Origin of the sequence: Synechococcus sp. CS-1333 (genome assembly GCF_025128015.1) — a bacterium.
GTDB lineage: Bacteria > Cyanobacteriota > Cyanobacteriia > PCC-6307 > Cyanobiaceae > MW101C3.
In genome coordinates, this window is sequence record NZ_JAHLYO010000014.1 from 313,299 (window position 1) to 334,341 (window position 21,043).

The 21,043-nt window shown below is 68.9% G+C and carries 21 protein-coding genes and 1 riboswitch; of the genes, 9 read left to right on the forward strand and 12 right to left on the reverse strand.

What is annotated here, in order from left to right:
* Nucleotides 1–594: 594 nt before the first annotated feature.
* A complete protein-coding gene (locus KQ303_RS06020) occupies nt 595–1,674 on the forward strand; it encodes an esterase-like activity of phytase family protein (protein ID WP_259729563.1) in 1,080 nt (359 codons plus the stop codon).
* 40 nt (nt 1,675–1,714) lie between these two features.
* Here the strand turns inward: KQ303_RS06020 and KQ303_RS06025 are convergent, their stop codons facing one another.
* The 5 genes from KQ303_RS06025 to KQ303_RS06045 all read right to left on the reverse strand — a co-directional run bounded on the left by KQ303_RS06025 (nt 1,715) and on the right by KQ303_RS06045 (nt 7,032).
* Entirely contained in the window at nt 1,715–3,232 is a 1,518-nt protein-coding gene (locus KQ303_RS06025; RefSeq protein WP_259729564.1) for an iron ABC transporter permease, read from the reverse strand.
* 62 nt (nt 3,233–3,294) lie between these two features.
* The gene (locus KQ303_RS06030) at nt 3,295–4,347 is read right to left on the reverse strand and encodes an extracellular solute-binding protein (RefSeq protein ID WP_399233032.1); all 1,053 of its coding nucleotides are present in this window, start codon (nt 4,345–4,347) and stop codon (nt 3,295–3,297) included.
* A 315-nt stretch (nt 4,348–4,662) separates the two neighbouring features.
* Nucleotides 4,663–4,806, reverse strand: a complete 144-nt coding sequence (locus KQ303_RS06035) for a hypothetical protein (protein WP_198948234.1) — start codon at nt 4,804–4,806, stop codon at nt 4,663–4,665.
* A gap of 77 nt (nt 4,807–4,883) precedes the next feature.
* Nucleotides 4,884–5,507: a HupE/UreJ family protein gene (locus KQ303_RS06040; RefSeq protein ID WP_259729566.1), complete on the reverse strand. Its 624-nt coding sequence runs from the start codon at nt 5,505–5,507 to the stop codon at nt 4,884–4,886.
* Nucleotides 5,508–5,533: 26 nt separating this feature from the next.
* A riboswitch (cobalamin riboswitch) is annotated at nt 5,534–5,716 on the reverse strand.
* Nucleotides 5,717–5,838: 122 nt separating this feature from the next.
* Nucleotides 5,839–7,032 carry a GTP-binding protein gene (locus KQ303_RS06045; protein WP_259729695.1) on the reverse strand — a complete coding sequence of 398 codons (1,194 nt, stop codon included), beginning with the start codon at nt 7,030–7,032 and terminating at the stop codon, nt 5,839–5,841.
* 317 nt (nt 7,033–7,349) lie between these two features.
* On the opposite strand from KQ303_RS06045, the gene KQ303_RS06050 reads away from it, so the two are divergent.
* Nucleotides 7,350–8,348, forward strand: a complete 999-nt coding sequence (locus tag KQ303_RS06050; RefSeq protein ID WP_259729567.1) for a DnaJ C-terminal domain-containing protein — start codon at nt 7,350–7,352, stop codon at nt 8,346–8,348.
* Nucleotides 8,341–8,649 carry a chaperone modulator CbpM gene (locus KQ303_RS06055; RefSeq protein ID WP_094510905.1) on the forward strand — a complete coding sequence of 103 codons (309 nt, stop codon included), beginning with the start codon at nt 8,341–8,343 and terminating at the stop codon, nt 8,647–8,649. The genes KQ303_RS06050 and KQ303_RS06055 overlap by 8 nt, the downstream gene beginning before the upstream one ends.
* Nucleotides 8,650–8,755: 106 nt before the next feature.
* Here the strand turns inward: KQ303_RS06055 and KQ303_RS06060 are convergent, their stop codons facing one another.
* Both KQ303_RS06060 and KQ303_RS06065 read right to left on the reverse strand, forming a co-directional pair.
* Nucleotides 8,756–10,363 carry an iron uptake porin gene (locus KQ303_RS06060; protein WP_259729568.1) on the reverse strand — a complete coding sequence of 536 codons (1,608 nt, stop codon included), beginning with the start codon at nt 10,361–10,363 and terminating at the stop codon, nt 8,756–8,758.
* A 175-nt stretch (nt 10,364–10,538) separates the two neighbouring features.
* Complete coding sequence (locus KQ303_RS06065) at nt 10,539–10,745, reverse strand: hypothetical protein (protein WP_259729569.1); 207 nt, start codon at nt 10,743–10,745, stop codon at nt 10,539–10,541.
* Between the two features lie 207 nt (nt 10,746–10,952).
* On the opposite strand from KQ303_RS06065, the gene KQ303_RS06070 reads away from it, so the two are divergent.
* From KQ303_RS06070 to KQ303_RS06080, 3 genes are all read left to right on the forward strand, one after another.
* Nucleotides 10,953–11,618: a Fe2+-dependent dioxygenase gene (locus KQ303_RS06070; RefSeq protein WP_259729570.1), complete on the forward strand. Its 666-nt coding sequence runs from the start codon at nt 10,953–10,955 to the stop codon at nt 11,616–11,618.
* A gap of 106 nt (nt 11,619–11,724) precedes the next feature.
* Entirely contained in the window at nt 11,725–12,762 is a 1,038-nt protein-coding gene (locus tag KQ303_RS06075; RefSeq protein ID WP_259729571.1) for an imelysin family protein, read from the forward strand.
* The gene (locus KQ303_RS06080; protein WP_259729572.1) at nt 12,762–14,069 is read left to right on the forward strand and encodes a di-heme oxidoredictase family protein; all 1,308 of its coding nucleotides are present in this window, start codon (nt 12,762–12,764) and stop codon (nt 14,067–14,069) included. The genes KQ303_RS06075 and KQ303_RS06080 overlap by 1 nt, the downstream gene beginning before the upstream one ends.
* Nucleotides 14,070–14,085: 16 nt before the next feature.
* On the opposite strand, the gene KQ303_RS06085 is transcribed toward KQ303_RS06080, so the two are convergent.
* On the reverse strand, nt 14,086–14,529 hold the full coding sequence (locus KQ303_RS06085) for a Fur family transcriptional regulator (protein WP_259729573.1): 444 nt from the start codon (nt 14,527–14,529) through the stop codon (nt 14,086–14,088).
* A gap of 250 nt (nt 14,530–14,779) precedes the next feature.
* Here KQ303_RS06085 and KQ303_RS06090 point away from each other — a divergent pair, with 250 nt between their 5' ends.
* The 3 genes from KQ303_RS06090 to KQ303_RS06100 all read left to right on the forward strand — a co-directional run bounded on the left by KQ303_RS06090 (nt 14,780) and on the right by KQ303_RS06100 (nt 17,487).
* Nucleotides 14,780–15,754, forward strand: coding sequence for a metal ABC transporter solute-binding protein, Zn/Mn family (locus KQ303_RS06090; protein ID WP_259729574.1), 975 nt, complete (start codon nt 14,780–14,782; stop codon nt 15,752–15,754).
* Between the two features lie 141 nt (nt 15,755–15,895).
* Entirely contained in the window at nt 15,896–16,663 is a 768-nt protein-coding gene (locus tag KQ303_RS06095) for a metal ABC transporter ATP-binding protein (RefSeq protein ID WP_259729575.1), read from the forward strand.
* Nucleotides 16,660–17,487, forward strand: a complete 828-nt coding sequence (locus KQ303_RS06100; protein WP_259729576.1) for a metal ABC transporter permease — start codon at nt 16,660–16,662, stop codon at nt 17,485–17,487. Before KQ303_RS06095 ends, KQ303_RS06100 begins: the two co-directional genes overlap by 4 nt.
* Before the next feature lie 17 nt (nt 17,488–17,504).
* Here the strand turns inward: KQ303_RS06100 and KQ303_RS06105 are convergent, their stop codons facing one another.
* The 4 genes from KQ303_RS06105 to KQ303_RS06120 are packed head-to-tail and all read right to left on the reverse strand — an operon-like array spanning nt 17,505 to nt 20,999.
* On the reverse strand, nt 17,505–18,869 hold the full coding sequence (locus tag KQ303_RS06105; RefSeq protein ID WP_259729577.1) for a hypothetical protein: 1,365 nt from the start codon (nt 18,867–18,869) through the stop codon (nt 17,505–17,507).
* Nucleotides 18,866–19,561, reverse strand: coding sequence for a TIGR03943 family putative permease subunit (locus KQ303_RS06110; RefSeq protein WP_259729578.1), 696 nt, complete (start codon nt 19,559–19,561; stop codon nt 18,866–18,868). Before KQ303_RS06110 ends, KQ303_RS06105 begins: the two co-directional genes overlap by 4 nt.
* Nucleotides 19,558–20,475, reverse strand: a complete 918-nt coding sequence (locus KQ303_RS06115) for a permease (RefSeq protein WP_399233111.1) — start codon at nt 20,473–20,475, stop codon at nt 19,558–19,560. The genes KQ303_RS06110 and KQ303_RS06115 overlap by 4 nt, the downstream gene beginning before the upstream one ends.
* Nucleotides 20,476–20,531: 56 nt before the next feature.
* Nucleotides 20,532–20,999, reverse strand: coding sequence for a 6-carboxytetrahydropterin synthase (locus KQ303_RS06120; protein ID WP_259729580.1), 468 nt, complete (start codon nt 20,997–20,999; stop codon nt 20,532–20,534).
* Nucleotides 21,000–21,043 lie beyond the last annotated feature (44 nt).

Below are 21,043 nucleotides of genomic sequence, written 5' to 3' on the forward strand. Positions count from 1 at the left end.
GCCTTGCCTTGGAAATGCGACGCACGGGCGTAGCAAATTAAACAACTACGTCCTGGCTCATCATTCTCCATGTCCTCCCGAGAAGGTTGATCTTGACGAAGGGGATCATGACTCGTCGATCTTGAGCAGACTGATCCGGACTTGACTGATCCGGACTTGACTGATCCGGGCTTAGTTGATCCAGGTTTGGCTGATCATGCTCAGGCTGATCCTGGGTCAGCACACAGCCTGGATCAACTGTGCAATCAGTCCTTGATCCACGGCCTGTGGCTTGACTGCCTCTGCAGGATGTTCATCAAGCGCGATACGTTCAGGATTCAAGGTCCCCCCATCCTGTGCGCTCCGGCGGCATGCCGCGCATCAAGGGCGATCAACAGTCGATGTCACAGGATCCTTGCCTGATCCATCGTCGACGCATCTAGGGCACGTCTTCATTGGGCCACAATTCCTGATCTGCACTGTCATTCCTCTTCCGCAGATTGGCCACAGAGCCAGTTGCGGACGACCAGGCCTTCGTGAGGCACCACTGCAGCTGGAGCAGCGCCATCGTGGGCCTTGGAGCCGTCTCTGATCGCTGTGATTCCCGTAGCACCCGTGACCGTGCCGCTGCAGCCTCCCGCAGAGCCAGCCTGGGTGCTGCCCTGTCCGGGAGAGGTGAGCTGGGAGCTGCTGGCCGAGGTGGAGCTGCCGCGGGAGGGCACCGACGGCCAACCGCTCGGTGGTTTCTCAGCCGCTGCCATGGACCCGGAGGGCCGCAGCCTGTGGCTGCTCAGCGACGGCCCCGCTCCCTTCCTGGTGCCGCTGCACGGCGTCGCGCCCCTCGGGGAGAACGGGGGCAGACCGCCAGTGGTCGGCCGGCGGCTGAGGCTCACCGATGCCAACGGCCAACCGTTTGCCCACCCCCTCGACGGTGAAGGGCTGGTGATCAAGGGCGAATCGTTCTGGATCGTGAGCGAGGGGCGCCGCACGCTGGAGCAGCCGCCGCGGTTGCTGCGCTTTCAGCGGGCCACGGGGCGCCTGCAGGAGGCGTTTGACCTGCCGCCGGACTGGCAGGCGGCGCCGCAGCGCGGCCTGGGCTCGAACCAAGGGCCAGAAGCGCTGACCTTGCTGCCGGTATCGCCAACGGCGTCGGGCGGTTCAGGCCTGCCCCCTTCTCTACTGCTGGCGGCCGAGCGGCCCCTGCTGCAGGACCCGGAGGGATCGCTGCGCCTGCTGCATTTCGGACCGCTGGCCAGGAGCCTGGCCGGCAACGCCTCCCCAACCACCCCTCAGACCGCAGCCCCGCAGCCTGCCTTTCTGCCGGCTGGGCGTCTGGCGGTGGCGCTGGAGGGTTCCCAGTGGGGCCTCACCGAGCTGCTGGCGCCGCCGAACTCCGGGCTGCTGCTGGGGCTGGTGCGGGGCTATGCCGCGCCGAACCGCTGGTGGGCGCGGCTGGTGGCCTTCCCCCTGCCGGCAAGCCGGCCCGCAGGTGAGAACGCCCCACCACTCGCACCGGTGCGGCAGTGGGATCTGCTGGCGGCCGGGCTCAGCCCCGACAACTGGGAGGCCCTCGCCGTGGGCCCGGCCCTGGCCGATGGACGCCCCACGCTGCTGCTGGCCAGCGATGACAACTTCAACGTGCTGCAGGCGAACCGGATCGCCCGGATCGCCGCCCGCTGCCCGGAGCGTCCCTGAACCAGGGCCCGCAGCGCGAGCCCAGCTCTGGCGTGGCGATTCAGCTCCGGTCCTGACCGGAACCGAGCTGTTCGAGGCTGGGCATGAGCGCCACCGCCGCCACAAGGCCCAGAGCCACGATCAGCAGCGCCGGCACCAGCGCGGACGACACCCGTTCATCACCGGCGTACTGATAAACGCGCACTGCCAGGGTGTCGAAATCGAAGGGGCGCAGGGAGAAGGTGAGCGGCAGCTCCTTGACCGTATCGACGAAAACCAGCAGCGCACCGACCAGCAGCGGCCCCTTGAGCAGGGGCAGATGCACACGCCGCAGCACCTGGGTCCAGCTGCAGCCGAGGCCGGTGGCCGCCTCATCCACGCTGGGCGGAATCCGCTCCAGAGCGGCGTCAAGGCCCCCCTTGGAGACGGCCAGAAAACGATCGCTGTAGCCCCAGAGCAACAGAAGCAGCGGGCTGAGGCCGAGCGGGCCGCCAATCAGCATCAGGGCCAGGGCCAGCACCGTGCCGGGGATCGCGTAGCCCATGCCCGCCGTGAAGGTGAGCTGACGCAGGAAGGGCTGGGGGATCCAGCGGCGGGCGATCGCCAGCACCACCGCCGCCACCACCGTCACCAGGGCAGCGGCAAGGGCCAGACCAAGGCTGCGCAATGTGAGCGCCACCAGCTCCTCGGGCGAATCGCTCTGCAAGTGGTCGCGGCTCATCACCAGCCAGGTGAGCGGAATCGCCAGGCTGATCAGCGGCGGGACCAGGGTGAGCAGCTGGGCCGCACAGGACCGCCAGCCGCTCAGGTGCCACTGCAGTGAGCTGGTGCCGTCATGGCCCATGTTCCAGCGGCGGCTGCGCTGGCGTAACCAGCGTTCGGCTCCCACCAGCAGACTCACCATCACCAAGGCGATCAGGGCCAGCCCCACGGCTCCCTGCAGATCCCCTTCACCCTGCCAGCGCTGCAGGATCCCGCGCGACAGGGTGGGCACGCCGAGCAGTTCGACCGCGCCCAGTTCATTCACCACCTCCATGCCGCTGAGGGCAACGCCGGCACCGATCGAAGGCAGGGCCAGTGGCAGCGCCACCCGCCGAAAGCTGCCCCACGGACCAACGCCCAGGCTGCGGCAGGCCTCCAGCTGGCGGTGGCCGCTCATCGAGAAGCTCTCGGTGGAGAGCAGGAACACATAGGTGTAAGTGGTGAGGCTGAGCAGCAGCACCGCCCAGCCGATGCCGTGAAAGCGGAAGCCCCAGCGGCTGCCGAGATCGACGAGCACGGCAGCCAGCACAAACGCAGGGGCCGCCAGAGGAAGCACCTGCGCCAGGCGCAGCCAGCGTCGGCCAGGGAAGAGGCAACAGGCCGTGAGCCAGCCGTTGGCCGTGCCCACGAGGGCGCCGATCATGCCGACACCGATCACAAGCCCCACAGTGTTGACCACCTGCTCAACGCCCTCGGCACCCAGCTGGAGGGTGCTGGAGCCGGGGGCCAGCAGGGCATAGCCCACCAGCACCAGCACCGGCAACAGGGCCAGGGCTGAGACCAGCACAACCGCTGCCGTGAGGGAGGCGCGCCGCATCGGCGGTGCGCCCTTGACAGCTGGTGCTCGTTCGGCTGTTGCCAGTGCCGCCATTCGGTGTCCTACTTCCAGCCGTTGGTTTCCATCATCCGGGTAGCGGCCCTGCTCCGTGCTCCGATCTGCTCGACCGAGACGCCATCCGCCTTGAAGGTACCGAAGCGCTTGAGAATGGGATTGTCACCCACGCCCTTGAGCGGGTACTCGTTGTTGGCTTCGGCGTAGCCGCGGCCACCGGTGGGGGAGGCCAGAAACTCGATCAGCCTGAGCGCAGCCTGGGGATTCTTGGCATGGCGCGTGACGCCGGCACCACTGATGTTGACGTGGGAGGGATTCACGTAGACCACCCGGAGCTGCTCAGCCAGGCGCTTGTCCTCGGCGCCGCCTTCGCCCGAAAGCATGCGGGCCACGTAGTACGAGTTGACGACGCCCACCGCGCACTCACCCCGGGCGACGGCACGGGCCAGGGGGGTGTCCGAAGTGAAAAACGGCTGCTTCACGTTGGCCACCATGCCGCGCACCCAGTTGCCTGCGGTCGCGTCACCGCGCAGGATCATCTGGCTGGCCACCAGCGACTGGTTATAGGGGCTCTTGCGGTCGCGCAGGCAGAGCTTGCCCTTGAGGGCCGGCTTGGCCAGATCGGCGTAAGTGCGAATCGTGTTGGGATTCACCAGCTTCGGGTTGACCACCACCGCGCGCACCCGGCGGGTGAGGCCATACCAGCGCCCCTGGGAGTCGCGCAGGTTGGCGGGCACATCGCGCTGCAGGGCTGCGGAGCGGCTGGGCTGGAACAGGCCCTGGTCGGTGGCGGTGTCGAGGCGGGCGGCATCCACCAGCACGAGCACATCGGCCGGGCTGTTGCGACCTTCACTCTTGAGGCGCTCGATGATGGCGTCGTCCTTGGCTTCCAGCACGTTCACCTTGATGCCTGTGCGGGCGGTGAACTGGCGGTAGAGCTCTTTGTCCGTGTTGTAGTGGCGGCCCGAGTAGACCCCGATTTCAACGGGTTTGCGGTTGGGCGCCTGTTGCGCCAGGCCGGCACCAACGGCGGTGGCGATCGAAACAACCGTGAGACCGGCAGCAGCCAGCCTCACGGTGGCGGAAGAGATCCGTTTCATCCAGGAGATGGAGCGCCCGATGGCGCGAATGCAACATCTGGAGCGTAGGAATCAGGATTTAGCTACCCACGTCGAAAGGGTGCGACCGGGAGTAACAAATGTGACCCGATAACGGGAGGTCCGATCAATGGATGGGTGAAACAACCAAGAACGAGAACCGCTCAGGCCGCTTGTCTGTCGTGGCTGGGGCATGAGAAGCGGGCTCTGCCCTGTGGAATGGCACGCCAGACAGATTCCCCGCAGGCAAGGCAACCCAAAGAAAAAACGACCATCAGCAGGGCTGACGATCGCTAGGGGTGAGAGAGAGGGAAGGGTTCAGCGGCTGGGGCGGACCCGGACTGGCACGAGAGCCGGCTGCATCAGGCCGCCGCCGGAATTGTCGTCGTCAGAGTCGGTGGTAAGCCAGAAGGCCAGGCCGAACAGGGCGATGACGCCGGTGAAAAGCAAAAGTTCGACCATGGCACCCAACCGGTATCCAGCAACGTTAGCCAGAACTTGAGGGCTGACTGTGTCGATGACTGCGATTGGTGCTCAGCTCAGGCGGCTCCGGCGGCGGCGAGCAGACCGATCGGCCCCAGGGCCAGCAGCGCACCCACCACGGTGAGCAGAACGGCAAGACGCACGGTCCAGGCGGTGCCGAGCCGGCGCAGCAACAGGAACGTGACCCCCACGGTGAGGCCAGAGGCCAGCAGGGCTCCCGCCCACCAGCTGCTGGCACCGCTGGCTTCATGGCCGTGCAGCATCGCGTGGATCGCCACCGCCACCGTCACCACGGTGCCGGCCGCAGGAATGGAAGGAGGGTGGCCAGAGCGGCGGCTCATCAGGATCAGCACACCCAGACCCGAAACCGCCAGTGCCGCCAGCAGCTCAGCCACGGGCAGGCCGCCGCCGCTGACACCGAAGAACGCCCCGATCACGGCACCGGCCAGGGCGAACAGCAGGAGCTGGGCACTCACGAACGACGAGGCCGCACCCACGCCCACCAGCAGGAAGAGGTGGTCGAGGCCGGTGAGGGGATGGCTGAAGCCACCCGCCAGGCCGGCTCCGGCCAGGCCGTGGGCGGAGGCGGGCAGGGTGCCCAGCAGGCTGAGGCCAAGACCGGCGCAGCCGGCCAGCACCAGATCTCGGCCTGACGAGGACTTGAGGGAAGCGAAGGGCATGGTGAACTCCGGTCCGCGCCGGGGATTGAAGGGGGAGGAGCAGGGGCGAGCGTTCTGGCTGAGGGCCCACCTGTTGATGGGGCCCATCACAGCTGCGGGACAGCGCCGGAGTGACCACCACGCCTTCGGACAAGGGTGATGCTGGCACCGGACTTTCCTCGTTGCCTCACCGGGGTGCGCACCGGCAAACCACTGCGGGGTCAGTATGAAGCCAGCCCCGCCGCCCGGGAGTTCAACGGCAACCTTTGGATGCGGGGCCTGGATGCAGCGCCGGGAGCGGGCGGGATGCCAGGCCGCGAGCAGAGGATGCAGCCGGGCAAGCGGGCCAGGTTCAGGAAAAACCCTTGCCGGCCGCGCCGCTGGCGACGCAGGCCCGCAGCTGACGGCGCAGCTTGTCGTGATCGAGCTCCTTGCCGATCAGCACCAGCTGGTTCTTGCGCGGTCCTTTCCAGTCGGTGTCGTCGATCGAGAAGCGTTTGCCCGCCAGGTGGAACACATGGCGCCGCTCGCTTTCGCTGAACCAGAGGATTCCCTTGGCCCGGAACACCCCGGCCGGCATCTGGTTGTCGAGGAAGTTCTGGAACTTGCGCAACGAGAAGGGCCCATCGGCAGCGAAGGAGAGCGAGGTGAAGCCTTCGATCGCCAGATGGTCGGCGGCATGGACGCCGTCGCCATGGGCGTGATCGTGATCGTGGCTATGGTCATGGCCGTGGCTGCTGTGGTCGTGGACGCACTGGCCATGGTCGTGATCGCAGGCGCTGTGGTCAGCGGCAGTGGCGTGGGTTGCGTCGGCACCCTCGGCCGCGCCGGCGCTGTGGGCATGGCTGTGGCCGTGATCGTGAGCGTGGTCATGGCCGTGGTAATGGCTGTGCGCCTGGGCCTCGCCGGCCTGCTCCGCCACCACCCGATCGGACTCGAACAGCCCCACGCTCAGCAGCAACGGCAGCGGCACCTGCCCGCTGACCGAGCGCAGGATGCGCGCGTCTTTCTTCAGCTCGCGCAGGCGTGATTCCACCTCCACCAGCCGCTCCTCCGCCACCAGATCGGTCTTGTTGAGCAGCAGGATGTCGCCATAAATGACCTGGGCGCGCCCCACCTCGCTCGCCATGGTGGAGTCGTCAAAGTTCTCCGCATCGATCAAGGTGATGATCGAATCGAGCCGGGTGGTGTCGCGCAGCTCGCTGCCGAGGAAGGTCATCGCCACCGGCAGCGGATCGGCGAGGCCGGTGGTTTCCACCACCAGGTAGTCGACCGGATCGGGGCGATCGAGGATGCGCTCCACCGCCTCCAGCAGTTCGCCGTTGATCGAGCAGCAGATGCAACCGTTGCTCAGCTCCACCATGTCGTCGCCGGTGGCGATGATCAGGTCGTTGTCGATGCCGATCTCACCGAACTCATTCACCAGGACGGCGGTCTTGATGCCGTCCTGGTTGCTGAGGATGTGATTCAGCAGGGTGGTTTTGCCGGCGCCGAGAAAGCCGGTGAGGATCGTCACCGGCAGGCTGGTGATGCCGGCCTCCGCCATGGCGGGGATGGGCACCGTCGCAGGGCCGTCGGCGCGGACATCTGTGGCGTGGAGATCACTGGCGGTGCTGGTCATGGCGATGGCGGCCAGGGCGGAGCTGATCCCACCAGTCTGGCGCCTGGCCTCTGAGAGCTGGCTCGCTGATGCGGCCGTTTGCAGGCTGGCAAGCGGCCAGGGCGCGGCCAGGAAGCTGCCGCTCCTACGCCTGACGCGGCGCGATCACGGCTGGGCGTGGCAGGGTTGGGAGGAGCCCCGTGCGGGCCGCCCCTACAGGCGGCCACCCTCCAGGCGCAGCTCTGTTCGGAGGCCCGGCGACGATGAAGTTCAAGGACTACTACGCCGCCCTGGAGCTGGAGCGCGACGCCGATGGCGACGCGATCAAGAAGGCCTACCGGCGGCTGGCCCGCCGGACCCATCCGGACGTGGCCAAGGAGCCCGGTGCCGAGGAGCGCTTCAAGGAGATCAGCGAGGCTTACCAGACCCTTTCCGATCCCGAGAAGCGCCAGGCCTACGACAACCTGGGCCGCCATGGCAGCGGGGAGGACTTCAGCCCACCGCCCGACTGGGAGAGCCGCTTCCGGCGGGAGGGCGGCCAGCCGGCTGGTCAGGACGTGGATCTGGCCGATCTGTTCGAGCAGATGGGCTTTGGCGTTTCTGGCGGCGCCGGTGGGTTTGGTGGCGGTTTCGGTGGCTCCGGCGGTTTCGGCCAACAGGCTGGCGGCTTCCAGGTTCGCGGCCAGGACCTGGAGGTGACCACGGAACTGACGCTGGAGCAGGCGGCCCAGGGCACCGAGGTGGCGTTCACGCTCAGCGTCCCCAGCCGCCGCGCCGACGGCGGCATGGCGCGGGAGCCCCGCTCCGGCACGATCCGGGTGCCACGCGGTGTGGCCGATGGCGAGCGCCTGCGGGTGCCAGGCCGTGGGGGCCCCGGCCACGGCGGCGGCCCGGCCGGTGATCTGTTTCTGCAGATCCGGCTCAAGCCACACCCCCGGTTTCGCCCCGTGGGCCACGACCTCTACCTGGAGCTGCCGATCGCCCCCTGGGAGGCGGCCCTCGGCGCCGAGATCGATCTGCCCACGCTCGCCGGCACGGCGCGGGTGACCGTGCGGCCGGGCATGCGCAACGGCCAGAAGCTGCGGCTGGCGGGCAAGGGCCTGCCGCGGCGCAAGGAAGGCGCCGGTGATCTTTACGGTGTGATCCAGATCGTGATGCCGGAGCAGATCGGTGATCGCGAACGGGAGCTCTACAGCGAGCTGGCCGAAGCCTCCGCGTTCAACCCCCGTCCATCGTTCCCAGGAGCCGCCACCCATGGCTGACGATCCGCTGATTCCCGCCGACGACGACAGCCCGGTGGCGCTCGAGGAGTTGCTGGCGGCCTCTGGCCTGGCCCATGAAGAGGTGAGCGAACTGGTCCAGTTCGGCGTGTTCCAGCTCACCGGCACGGGCACGTCCTGGTGCTTCCACGCCCGCACCCTCACGCTGGCCCGCCGCGCCGCCCGCCTGCGCGACGACTTCGGCCTCAACGTGCCCGGCATGGCCCTGGCCCTCACCTACCTCGAACGCATCGAGGCACTGGAAGCGCGGCTGCGGGAACTGGAGTGCCAGCTGCCGCGCTGAGCTGGGGCCGCTGCAGCCACTCCATGGCGCGCGTTGCTAGCCAGTGCATCAGACCAGGACGGCCATCCTGAACACAGAGTCAGCTCACAGCCTCCAAACCCCCGGCTCAGAACCGGAAGGTGGTTTTCACCAGGCCGCCCAGCTGGTTGAAGGTCTCGCCGGAGGGGGTGGCCTGGCCCAGGGGCCGGCTCAGATAGAAGAGGGCGGGCGTCACGGAGATGTTGTCGCTCACCTGGAACTTGTACCACCACTCCCACACATAGTTGCCGTCGTTGGGGGAGTCGCTGCCTTCGAGGGCTGTGGCGAAAACCGGCTGGCCCACGGCCATACCGAGGGCGTTCCCTTTCACGAACACATCACTCCACTCCAGCCCCACCATCCACGACTGACTGGTGCGCACATCGCCATCCACCTCCTGGCCGTCGTACGACGTGGAGTTGAGGCCCCAGCCGGCGCTGATCGAGGGCAACCAGCCGGAGCTGGAGGGTTGCCAGTAGCCGCTGAGGCCGACGGCGTTGGTGGTGCTGCTGGGGTTCTCGAAGGCGAGGGCGGTGATGGGCGTGGTGCCGGGCACCCCCACCCCTGACTGGATGTAGCTGTAGATCGCAGCCACGGCCCATTGCTCCTGCGCGTAACCGATCTGCACGGTGCCGGTACCGGCGCTGGCGCTGGTGCCGATGCCGCCCTCGCTCGGGTTGCCGGCGTTGCCGTTGGCGGCCACGCAGTTGGCGCTCACACTGAAGCCGCCGTTCTGCCACCAGAGGCCGGCGCCCGGGCCGAGGTTCTTGTTGTACGCCGCCGGCGCACCGTTGAGGGTGAGCACGTTCAGGATCGTGTCGCTGGGGTACACGCTCGGCCACAGAGCGAGCATGTCTTCCTGACCGACGCGGCCACCGAGGGTGGCGGTGAAGCCGCTGCCGAGCGGGAATTGATAGAAGAGCTTGTCGATCGCCACCACATCGCCGCAGTCGGCGTTGTCGCCGCAATCCTCCTGGAACGCCACTTCCAGGGTGGAGAGGCCGCCGGTGGGGCCGGCGCCGCCGAAGGCGCTGTCGGCGAAGTTGCCGGCCCGCAGGATCGTGCGCAGCAGATCCTTGCCAGTGAAGCTGGTGTCGAAGCTGAGTTGAATGTCGTAGCTGAAGGTGGTGGCGCCCACCTCTTCGCGGGTGGCGCGTGCGGGAGCGCTGCCGCCGAAGGCATTGGCCCCGAGCACGAAGGTGGCCTGGCCGCTCAGCTTGGTGGTGGTGGAGAACTGATTGGCCTCCAGCTCGCCCACCTTGGCGTCGAGGCCATCCACCCGGCCCTTGAGCACGGCCAGTTCGGCTTCGAATTCCTTGAGCAGGCGACGCAGCTCGTCGGTCACCTCGGTGATGCGATCGAGGCAGGCATTGAGCAGAGCGGCGGCTTCCCAGCGGCTGAGGGCCTGCTTGCCGCGGAAGGTGACGTCGGGATAGCCAGCGACGCAGCCGTAGCGCTCGATCAGGTTCGAGAGCGCCTGGTAGGCCCATTCAGTGGGCTGAACGTCGGAGAACTGGTTGATGCTGGTGACCTGGTCGGCGCTGAGACCGCCGCCCTGGCTGCCCAAGGTGAGACCGCTGGCATAGCGCTGGATGCCCTCCAGGTTGAGCTCAGCGGCGGCGGCAGCGAAGGGGGCCAGCGGAGCCAGCAGGCCCAAGGCAAGGTGCGCAAGCAGCTTGGAGAGGGAAACGGTCATTGATTGGCAGGGTGCGCTTGTCAACAGGCCCAGGGAACCAGAGCACCCCAGCAATAGCATGATAATGATAACGGTTCTTACCAGCTGCTTTAGCTGGCGGGCCCGGTGGTGGGGCCTGTAGTGGGGGATGGACTGCGCCCGGTTCAGCTGCCGGTTTCATGTGCCGGCCTGCACATCAGCCCTCACCCCCTTCCCCGCCCTCGCCGCCTTCCTCTCCTTTGTTCTCTTTGTGGTACTCGACCGCATCCCCGCCACCATCAGGTGCCTGCTGTCCAGCCGCAGGGGTCTTCGGCTCGCTGGACTCGGGAGCCTTGCCACAGCCCGCCATCCCGGCAATCAGCCCGGTGGTGGCAAGGAACAGGGCGATGCTGGAGCGCGCCATGGTGGATCCGAATGGAACACCGCCGATTCTGAGCGGCTTGGCTCTGCACCGGCCTGCACCGGTCACAGGCGACCGTGCCATTGGCGACAGATTGGGGTGCTGGCTGTTCCGCTGCCGCCGATTGGCAGCAATGGCGCAGGCACGCTCCCCTGGAGAAAGAGGCAGGGTGCCGCCATCGTTCGGGGGAACCGCGCCATTGCCGGGTCGATGCGTTTTCAGATCGAATCACTGCTGCCGGCCGAGCAGATCGCCAGCTGGAGAAGCCGGCTGCTGGCGCCGGAGCTGGAATGGCGGCCCGGCCAGGAAACGGCCGGCTGGCATGCCAGGGCCGTCAAGCACAACCGCCAGCTGGAGCGCGCTTCGGCCCTGCACCAGGAGCTGGCGCCGCTGGTGCACCAAGCCTTGCTGGCCCATCCCCTGCTGGCTGCAGCGGCACTACCGGCCCGGATCCACGGCCTGCTGTTCAGCCGAACGGGCGTGGGCGAGGGCTACGGCCGCCACGTGGACAACGCCTTCATGGCCGAAGGACGCTCCGATCTCTCCTTCACGCTGTTTCTCTCGGAGCCAGCCAGCTACGCGGGCGGTGCCCTGGTGCTGGAGTTTCCCCATGGTGAGGAAGCGATTCGCCTCAGGGCCGGCGACGCGATCCTTTACCCCAGCACCCTGCTGCACCGGGTGGAACCGGTGACGGAGGGGGAGCGTCTCGTCTGTGTGGGCTGGATCCAGAGTCGCCTCCGCAACGCAGAGCAGCGCGAACTGCTGTTCGAACTCGACACAGCCCGGCGGCAGCTGTTCAGCCAGCAGGGCAAGAGCGAGATCTTCGATCTGCTCAGCCGCAGCTACACCAACCTGTTGCGGATGTGGAGCGACTGAGTGGTGATGCAGCCCTGGGTGCCATTGGTCACGGGCTGGTGTGCCGTCCGGGCGGTGATGGTGCGGACCGGCGGTGGACATTGGCCGCAGACGCCCTGCATCGATCGTGACCCGCACCTGCCGCTGGAGTCGCACCTTGGCCCTGGGCCTGGCCCTGGGACTGCCGCTAGGCCTGGGCCTGGTCCTCAACGGTTGCGGCACGCCCGGCCGCACGGCAGCCCCCACCGACGAGGCGGTGGTGAAGACCTTCGTGGCGCAGGTGGTGCAGCCCAACAACACCAAGTTGGTGGCGGAAACCGGCGCCCTGCAGGCCGCCATCCAACGCCTCACCGACAAACCCTCCGACGAGCGCCTGGAGGCGGCCCGCCAGGCCTGGTTGGCGGCGCGCCACACCTGGGAAACCAGTGAAAGCTGGGCCTTCGGTCCCGCTCAAACCGAAGGGTTCGACGGCGCCCTGGATTCCTGGCCCGTGAACCGCAAAGACCTCGCTGCGGCCCTGGGCGGCGCCGCGTTCACGGCCGACACCTTCGTCGCCCTCAGCGACACCGCCAAGGGATTCCACGGCATCGAATGGGTGATCTTCGGCGGGAACAGGGGCCAACGACCCAGCGCGGCCCAGCTCACGCCCAACGATCTGGCCTATCTGCGCCTGGCGACCGACGACCTGCACCGCCAGGCCGAAGGGCTCCTGGCCAGCTGGTCGGGGCCGCAGGGCTTCGGCGCCCGGATCAGCTCACCAGCCGAGGCCGGCACAGCCGTGCAGGAGATGCTTCAGGGGGTGATCGGCCTGCTGCAGGAGGAGGGCGACGAAAAACTGGGCCAACCGCTGAACAGCCGTGATCCCCGCAGCCTGGAGAGCGCCGACAGCGGCAACACCCAGGCGGATCTGCTCGCCAATGTGAAGGGCGCCCGGCAGGTGCTGCTGACCACCGGTCTGCTGGAGCGGATCCGCCGCAAGGATGTCGAGCTGGGCCAGCAGATCGACGCCCAGACCGCCCAGGCAGTGGATCTGGCCAAGGCCCTGCCGCACCCGATCAACGATCACCTCCACAACCCCGCCTCCCGCAAGGCGATGGAGCAGCTGATCAGCCAGCTGCACAGCGCGGCGAAGCTCGTGGAGCGGTCAGTGCCGCTGTTGTCCTGATGCAGCGCCCCCGTCAACGCCTGCTGCTGGCCGTGCTGGCCCTGGCGGTGGTGCTGGGTGTGGGATTGCAGCGCGGCTGGAGCGCCGCCGATCCCCAACGGGCGGCCGGGGCGATGACCGTGGCCAACCGCACGTCGGCCTCCTTCGAGCAACCGGCCGCCGGCCTCAGCCCGGCTGAGCTGGAGCGCCACCAGATCGCCGATGGGCTGTTCGATCGCACCCACGTGCCCCTGGAGGGGGCGCCCGGGGCGGGCCTGGGTCCCCGTTTCAATGCCGCCTCCTGCATCGCCTGCCATGTGCGCAACGGCCGCGGCCGGCCGCTGATGGGGGAATCCCTGGTGCGGGTGGCCCTGCGGGATGGGCGGCCCGTGCCGAGCATCGGCCACCAGGTCCGCGATCGCGCCGTGCTGGGTGCCAGCCCCGATGCCTCCGTGGCGGTGGAGTGGCAGAACCAGGCGGGGCTGCGCCGGCCATGGGTCCAGCTGGAGACGGACACTCCCCTCGATCTTTCGGTTCGGCAGGTGGCCCGTTCCCTTCGGGTGGCGCCGCCCCTGATCGGCCTGGGGCTGCTGGAGGCGGTACCGGAGGGGGCGATCCTGGCCCGCGCCGACCCCGATGACCGCGATGGCGATGGCATTTCCGGCCGACCCCACTGGCTGGTGGACGCCAACGGCCAGCGGCAACTGGGGCGGTTCGGCTGGAAGGCGCTCTCCGCTTCGGTACGGGACCAGACCAGCGCCGCCTTTCTCAATGACATGGGCCTCACCACGGCGGTGGGGCCGGGCTCAGCGCTGGCGGCCGATGGCCAACCCGCCGAGATCAGCCAGCAGGAGCTGACCCTGGTGACCTTCTACAGCCAGACCCTGGGGGCGCCGCGCACCGGCCAGCCGGCCTCCAGCCCGGTGGTGCGCCGGGGGCAGGCACTGTTCGACACACTTCAGTGCGCCCGGTGCCATGTGCCGCAACTGTCCACGGGATCCTCCACACAGGCGGTGGTTCAGGCGCTCCGCGCTCAGAGGATCTGGCCCTACACCGATCTGCTCCTCCATGACATGGGTCCCGGCCTTGATGACGGGGTAGCGGAGCAGGGGGCGGCGGGCAGCGAATGGCGCACAGCTCCCCTCTGGGGCGTGGGCCTCACGCAGCGGGTGAATGCCTCGACGGGCTTCCTGCACGATGGCCGCGCCCGCACGCTCGAGCAGGCGATCCTCTGGCATGGCGGGGAGGCAGAGGGGGCGAAGTCGCGCTTTCTGGAGCTGCCGCGGCAACGCCGCCAGGAGTTGCTGGCCTGGCTGCTGCAGCTATGAGGGGGGCACGCTCCTCTCAGGACGACTGCTGGCGGGCCTGGCAGCTGGGGCAGATGCCGAAGAACTCCAGGGTATGGAACAGCAGCCGGAAGCCGTCCAGCTGCTGGGGTTGCAGGTGGACGTCGTGCATGGGGCAGGCCCGCAGGGGCAGGGTGCGGCCGCAATCGACGCAGGTGAGATGGTGCTCGTCCCGTTCGGTGGGGGCGTAGAGGGCTTCGCCACTGGGCAGATGGCGGCAACGAACCAGCCCGCGCTGCTGCAGCTGGCGCAGGTGCCGGTACACCGTGGCCAGGCCCATGCCATGGGGCGTGCCGCGCAGCCGGGCATGCAGGTCCTGGCCGGAAAGCTCGTGGCCGGCGGCCTGCAGCTGATCGAGCAGATGGCTCTGTTTGGCGTTGAGCGGGCTCTGCTTCAGCGGGCTCTCGTTCTGCGAAACAGGAACGGCTGCCTCGGAAGCCATGGCCAGGACGACAGCGGGTCAACGCCGATCCTATGGAGCGCCGTGAGAGGGCGGCGCCTGCGCGGGATGGAGCCGCCACGAGGGCCACAGATCGGGCGCTCGCGGCGGCGATGCAGAGGCCGAGGCACAGGCGCAAACCAAGGGCCAGGCGGAGGGCCAGGCGCCTGGTAGGCCATACCAAAATGAGTATGATTCTCGATTCGACTTCTCGCCGCTTCGGTGCCGGGATCCCCGCTCTCCTCTGCCGGCCATGCGTCTCCTTCTGCGCCGTGCGGCGGTGCTGGCTTCTGCGGCACTGCTGGTCGCGTGCGGCCAGACCGCCCGGAATCCGGCGGCCAGCAACGGCACCGACCTGCAAGTGGTCACCACCTTCCTGCCGATCACCGGATTCACCAAGGCGGTGGCGGGCGACTGCGCCACGGTGCAGGCACTGGTTCCCACCAATGTTGGACCCCACGACTTCCAGGCCACCCCATCGGATCTGGTGAAGCTGCAGAAGGCCGACGTGCTGGTGAAGAACGGCCTGGGTCTGGAGTCGTTCCTCGACAAGCTGATCGCCAGCGCCGACAACCCCACGCTGCGCGTGATCGACACCAGCAGCGGCGTGGCGACCCTGACCAATGCGGACGGGAAGGCCGGCGATAAGGCCAAGGCGAAGGGCGGTGATGACCACGACCAGGGGCATGATCACGGCCACGAGCACGGCCCGATCAACCCCCACATCTGGCTCGATCCGCTGCGGGCCGTCCAGCAGGTGGAAACGATCCGGGATGGCCTGATCGCCGCCAAGCCCGCCTGCAAGGAGCAGTTCAGCGCCAACGCCGCCAGCTTCACCGCAGAGCTGCAGGCCCTGAATGCCGAGCTCGCCGCCCAGCTCAAGCCCTTCGCCGGCAAGACCTTCGTGGCCTTCCACGACTTCGCCCCCTACTTCGCCGAGCGCTACAAGCTCAAGACCGCCTTCGTGGTGGAGGCGCCCGAGCAGAACCCCACCCCGGCCGATCTGCAACGGGTGGCCGAGCAGGTGAAGCAGTCCGATCTCAAGGCCCTGCTCTCCGAGCCGCAGGAAGGCAGCCGCTCGTTCAACGCCCTCGCCGGCGACCTCGGTGTGCGGGTGAGCGTGTTCGATCCAATGGAAACCGGTCCGGCCGAGGGCGAAAACCCCGGCTACTACGCCACCCAGATGCGCCGCAACGTGTCGGATCTGGTGAAGGCCTTCGGCAAGTGAGGCGGCGCGAACCAGCGGCACTGGTGGCAAGCCCACCGCCTGGCGGCGCTTCCACCAGCAGCGATCTCCTGGGCGGTGGACTCCCCGGGCCTTGGCAACCCAGGGCAGTGGATCCCCCCGCACGGCCGGTAGGCTGAAGCCATGGCGGAAATGGTTCTCGAAGTCAGCGACCTCACGGTGCGGCGCGAGGGCACGACAGCCGTGGAGGGGGTGAGCTTCACCCTGGCGGCGGAGACCGACACGGCGCTGGTGGGCCCCAACGGGGCCGGCAAGAGCACCCTGGTGCAGGCGCTGCTGGGCATCCTGCCGCACCAGCGCGGCCAGGTGCGGCTGCTGGGTCGGCCGATGGGCCCCCAGGGCCAGCTGCCCGCCTCGGTGCGGGCCCAGGTGGCCTATGTGCCCCAGTCCTTCACCGTGCGCAACCGCTGCCCCCTCAGCGTGGCCGACTTCGTGGGCCTCGGCTGGGATCCACCCGGGCTGCAGCTGCCCTGGCGCGGCAGTGAGCGGCGGCGGCAGGCGGTGCGCCAGGCGCTGGCCAAAACCAGCTGCAGCGACCTGGCCGACCGGCTGATCAGCGAGCTCTCCGGCGGTCAGACCAAGCGCGTGCTGCTGGCCTTCTGCGTGGTGCGGCCCCGGCGCCTGCTGGTGCTCGATGAGGCCCAGGCCGGCCTCGACAGCCAGGCGGCGGAGCAGTTCTACGGCCTGCTGTTCGACCTGCGCCGCAGCGAGGGCTGGACGATCCTGCAGGTCTCGCACGACCTTGAGATGGTGCGGCGCACCTGCGATGGCGTGCTGTGCCTGAACCGCAGCCTGCGCTGCTCCGGCCCCCCCGATCACGCCCTCAGTCCCGCCCAGCTGGAGCGGGTCTACGGCCGGGGCTACGTGCCCTACCACCATCACCACCGATGAACGACGGCGTAGCCCTCGCCGAGCTCCTGGCCCTGCCCTTCATGCAGCGGGCCCTGATCGGCGGCCTGCTCACCGGTGCCCTGGGCGGTCTGCTGGGCAGCTTCGCGATCCTGCGTCAGCTCTCCTTCTTCAGCGATGCGCTCGGCCATTCGGCCCTGCTCGGCATCACCCTCGGCATCCTGCTGGGCCTCAACCCCACCCTGGTGCTGATTCCCTTCGCGGTGCTGTTCGCCCTGGTGGTGAGCCGCCTGGTGGAACGCAGCCAGCTGCCCACCGATGCCCTGCTCAACATCGTCTATTCGTCGTCACTGGCGATCGCCGTGGTGGCGCTCAGCTTCGTGCGCAGTTACAAGGGCGGCATCCATCAGCTGCTCTTCGGCGACATCCTCGGCATCTCCTGGCTCGACCTGGGGCTGATCGTGGCCCTGCTGCTGACTGCCGTGGGCTACCTGGGCCTCACCCGCCGCGACCAGATCCTGCTCACGCTCGATGAGCCGCTGGCGCTCTCGCGTGGGGTGGCAGTACCGCTGCACCGGCTCCTTTTCATCGTGCTGCTGGCGGTGGTGGTGGCGATCTCGATCAAAGCGGTGGGGGTGCTGCTGATCAGCGCCTTCGTGGTGATCCCCGCCTGTGCCTCCCGGCTGGTGAGTGTTCAGTTCAACGGCTACGTGGCACTGGCCGCTGGCCTTGGCGCCATCTGCGCCGTGCTCGGCCTGCTGCTCTCCGGCAGCCTGAACCTGCCGTCAGGTCCCTGCGTGGTGCTGATGCAGCTGGTGGGCTTCCTTTTGGCCCTGGCGCTGGCCCCACGGCAACGGCTGGCCTGAGCGGGAGCGGGCGCCCCTCAGCCGGCTGGCAGCCACTGGGCCTGGCGCACCGGCTTGTCGATCAAGGTGAGCTCGAGGCTGAACGGATCGATCAGGGCCGGCTGGGCCTCACGACGCTGGGGCGGGCCGCCGGCAGGGGTGTCGAGCTCCAGGCGGCGCAGGGTGAGCAGCAACCGTTCGCCAGTGGGGTCGTAGTGGAGGCCGGTGCCCGGCTCCAGCTCCCAGCCGCTCAGCTCGCGGCGTTGCAGCACCGTCCCGTTGCGATCGAGCGCCAGCAGGATCAGCCGTGGCTCGGCGATGCTTTCGATCAGCAGCGCCCACACCCTCTCGCCGCCGCGGGAGCAGGCGCTGGCCACCAGCCCGGCGGTGCCGATCCAGAGCGGACGCGGGGCCTGCCCCGGCTCCACCAGCTCCAGCGAACGCCGGAAATCAGGCCAGTGCCGCACCAGCAGCGCCCGCCCCGCCACCGGGCAGAAGCTGCTGAGGTCGCGGCTGCCGGGCAGGATCTGGCGGCGTGGTTCCCGCGGCGGCAGGGTGCGCAGCGACAACCCCTCCCGCTCCGGCACGATCAGCTCACCGCCGCCGGGCAGCAGCGCCACCGGGCCACTGGCCTCGATCTCGAGGCGTCGCCGGCCGCCGCCGCGGAACCACTGCACCAGCCCTTCCGGCCCCTGCGTCAGCGCCGTGGATTGGACCAGCAGATCACCCTGCCGGTTGCTGCTCAGCTGCGCGTACTGGAGCGGTTCGCGCGTGAAGCGATCGATGCCCGTCTGCCGCACCCGGCCCAGATCGGACCGCAGCGGTGCGTCCATGGCGACCACCCGCGCCAGGTTGCGCTCTTGCAGGTTGAGGCGCCACACCTGGTGACGCCCCTGGTCATCCCGGCTCACCACCCCCACGCCAGAGCCATCGCCCAGCGGCTCGATCTCGGTAATCGAGCTCCACACCGGTGACAGTGCCGTCCAGCCACCATCGTGCTGGCGCACCTGCACCTGCTCACCGCTGCCCACCGGCACCACGGCCAGCAGATGGGCGCGCGGATCCCATTGCCAGAGGGCTGGGCGCATCGGCAGACCGCGTCGGTCGTCGCCCTGCAATTGCAGCCGCAGCGGGGTGACCAGCCGCTGCCCCTGGCCCGGCAGCAGCAGCAACGGGTTGCCGCCGCCCTGCAGATCGAAGCGCAGCGGCGGATCCAGGCGGGTGCGGGCCGCCACGCTGCCGGGATTCATCGGCCGGCTGAAGCGCAGGTTCAAGGCCGCTGGGCCGGAGCTGGCCGCCGCCTGCTCCAGCGCCAGCAGCCGCGGCGGCCGATGGAGTAGCACCTGCTGCTGGGCGACGGCCAGCAGCACACCGGCCAGCAGGGCCAGGCGCAGGGCCCTCATGGTTCGAGCGGCCGCGCCGGCCTGGGAATCTCTCGCACCGACTCAGCGCGGATCACACTCCGGGTCTGGCCGTCAAAGCGTTCGGTGTCCATCACGCCGCGCAGCTCCAGCCACTGATCGGCCTTGGGCAGCGGCCGGCCCGGGGGCCACAGCACCGGCAGCCCCACCGGCGTGGCATCCACCAGGCAGCAGCGCACCCGCAGGCGAGCCAGCTGGGGACGGTCCCCGGGCACGGGCAGCACGAAGCCGCTGATGCGCACCGGATCGCCCGCATGCAGCTTCGGGTCGGGCTGGCTGCGCAGCAGGCGCACCCACTCGGTGAGGCTGCGCTGGCCGGGCGGCACCACGAAATTCAGGCCCGGCTCATCGAGCAGTTCGCGGTCGCGGTTGGCGGCGAGATCGGCGAACGAGGGCCGCGGTGGCACCAGCAGCACGGCGATCGCCACCACCACGCCCACCAGCAGCACAGTGCGCTGCCGCGGCGTAGGGGCGGCGCCACCCCCTCCCACCAACTCCAGCAGCGCCACCACCACCAGCACCACGCCGCTGATCCACACCAACGGATGGAACACAGCCCGCAGCAGCAGATCCAGCCGGCCGCTGATGCCGCTCTGGAGCAGCACAGCCCCCCACAGCCCCAGTCCGAGGGGCCGCAACCAGCGGCCGCCGCGCAGACGTCGGGGGAGTGTCACAGCAGCCACAGGTTCACCCACTGACCGATCAGCAGCACCACCAGCACGGCGCTGACGGCCGTGAGCAGGATGGCGCGCGGACGCAGCAACACGCCGAACAGCCCCACCAGCTTGATGTCGATCACGGGCCCGAGCAACAGGAAGGCCAGCAGGGCACCCGGGGTGACCTGGGCGGCGAAGCCCAGGGCCAGAAAGGCATCCACGCTGGAGCACACCGACACCACCAGGCTCAGCAGCATCAGGGCCAAGATCGAGAGGGTGGGGGCCCCACCCACCGCCAGCAGCCAGGGCCGCGGCACCAGGGTCTGCACGAGGGCGGCGATCACGCAGCCGAACACCAGCAGGGCCGCCAGCTCGATGAACTCCCGGCTGCCATGGCCAAGGATTTCCGCCAGCGGAGCGCGGGGTGTGCGGCGTGGACCAGCCGCCAGGGCCTGGGCCGCCAGCGGGTCAGCACCGATCACCCCGCTGCGGCGCTCCAGCAGGCTGACCCGGCTGAGCGGCAGGACCAGCCGCCGTTCCTCCAGCAGCGCTGGCTGCAGCAGCGCCGCCTCCGGCAGGCGGGCCAGCAGGGTGGCGAGCACGAGCGCGATCAGCACCGCCCCCACGGGCCGGGCCACCAGCAGCCAGGGCTGGTTCGGGAAGGCGGCCCAGGTGCTGGCCACCACGATCGGGTTGAGCACCGGTGCCGCGAACAGGAAGCCGAGCGCCGTGGCCAGCGGCGCCCCGGTGGCCAGCAGCTGGCGCGCCACCGGCACATTGCCGCATTCACAGGCAGGCAGGGCAAAGCCGAGCGCGGCACCGGTGAGCGGCCCCAGCAGCGGATGGGCGGGCAGGCGCCGCACCCACTGCCCGCCCGGGCTGAGCCAGCGGGCCAGGGTGGAGATGGTGACCCCGATCAACAGAAACGGCATCGCCTCGATCAGCAGGGCCTGAAACAGGGCCCAGGCCGTGGCCAGACGTTCGGGGCTCACAGGACCGGCTGGAACCAGGTGGGAACGGCCTCATAACAGGCAGCGTTCTTTTCGTTCTCGCGGGCCTCCACCTTCCAGCAGCAGGCGCGGCCGCCATCGCGCGCCAGCAGCAGCTCGTTCGCCCACCCCCACACCAGCGCGGCGCTGCTTTCCATGCCCACGTTGTCCATCACGCGCAGGTCAAGGGCGCCCTGGCTGTGCAGCGCCTGCCACTGGGGCAGCAGCGGGTCGTCGGCGTTCACCAGGAAGGTGTGATCGAACTGATCGGCCAGCCTCGCCTCAAGCGGCTGCAGGGAGGAGAAATCCACCACGAAACCGTTGGCATCCAGCTGGGTGGCGCGGAACCACACGGTGAAGCTGCGGCTGTAGCCGTGCACGAAACGGCAGTGGCCGGGATGGCGCCACTGGCGATGGCAGCAGGGGTAGCCGCTGAACCGTTTGGAGCAGGTGTGGGCCGCGGTCATGGCAGGGGAGCGTGGATCGCCGCCTCTCGGGGGGTGTCAGTCTT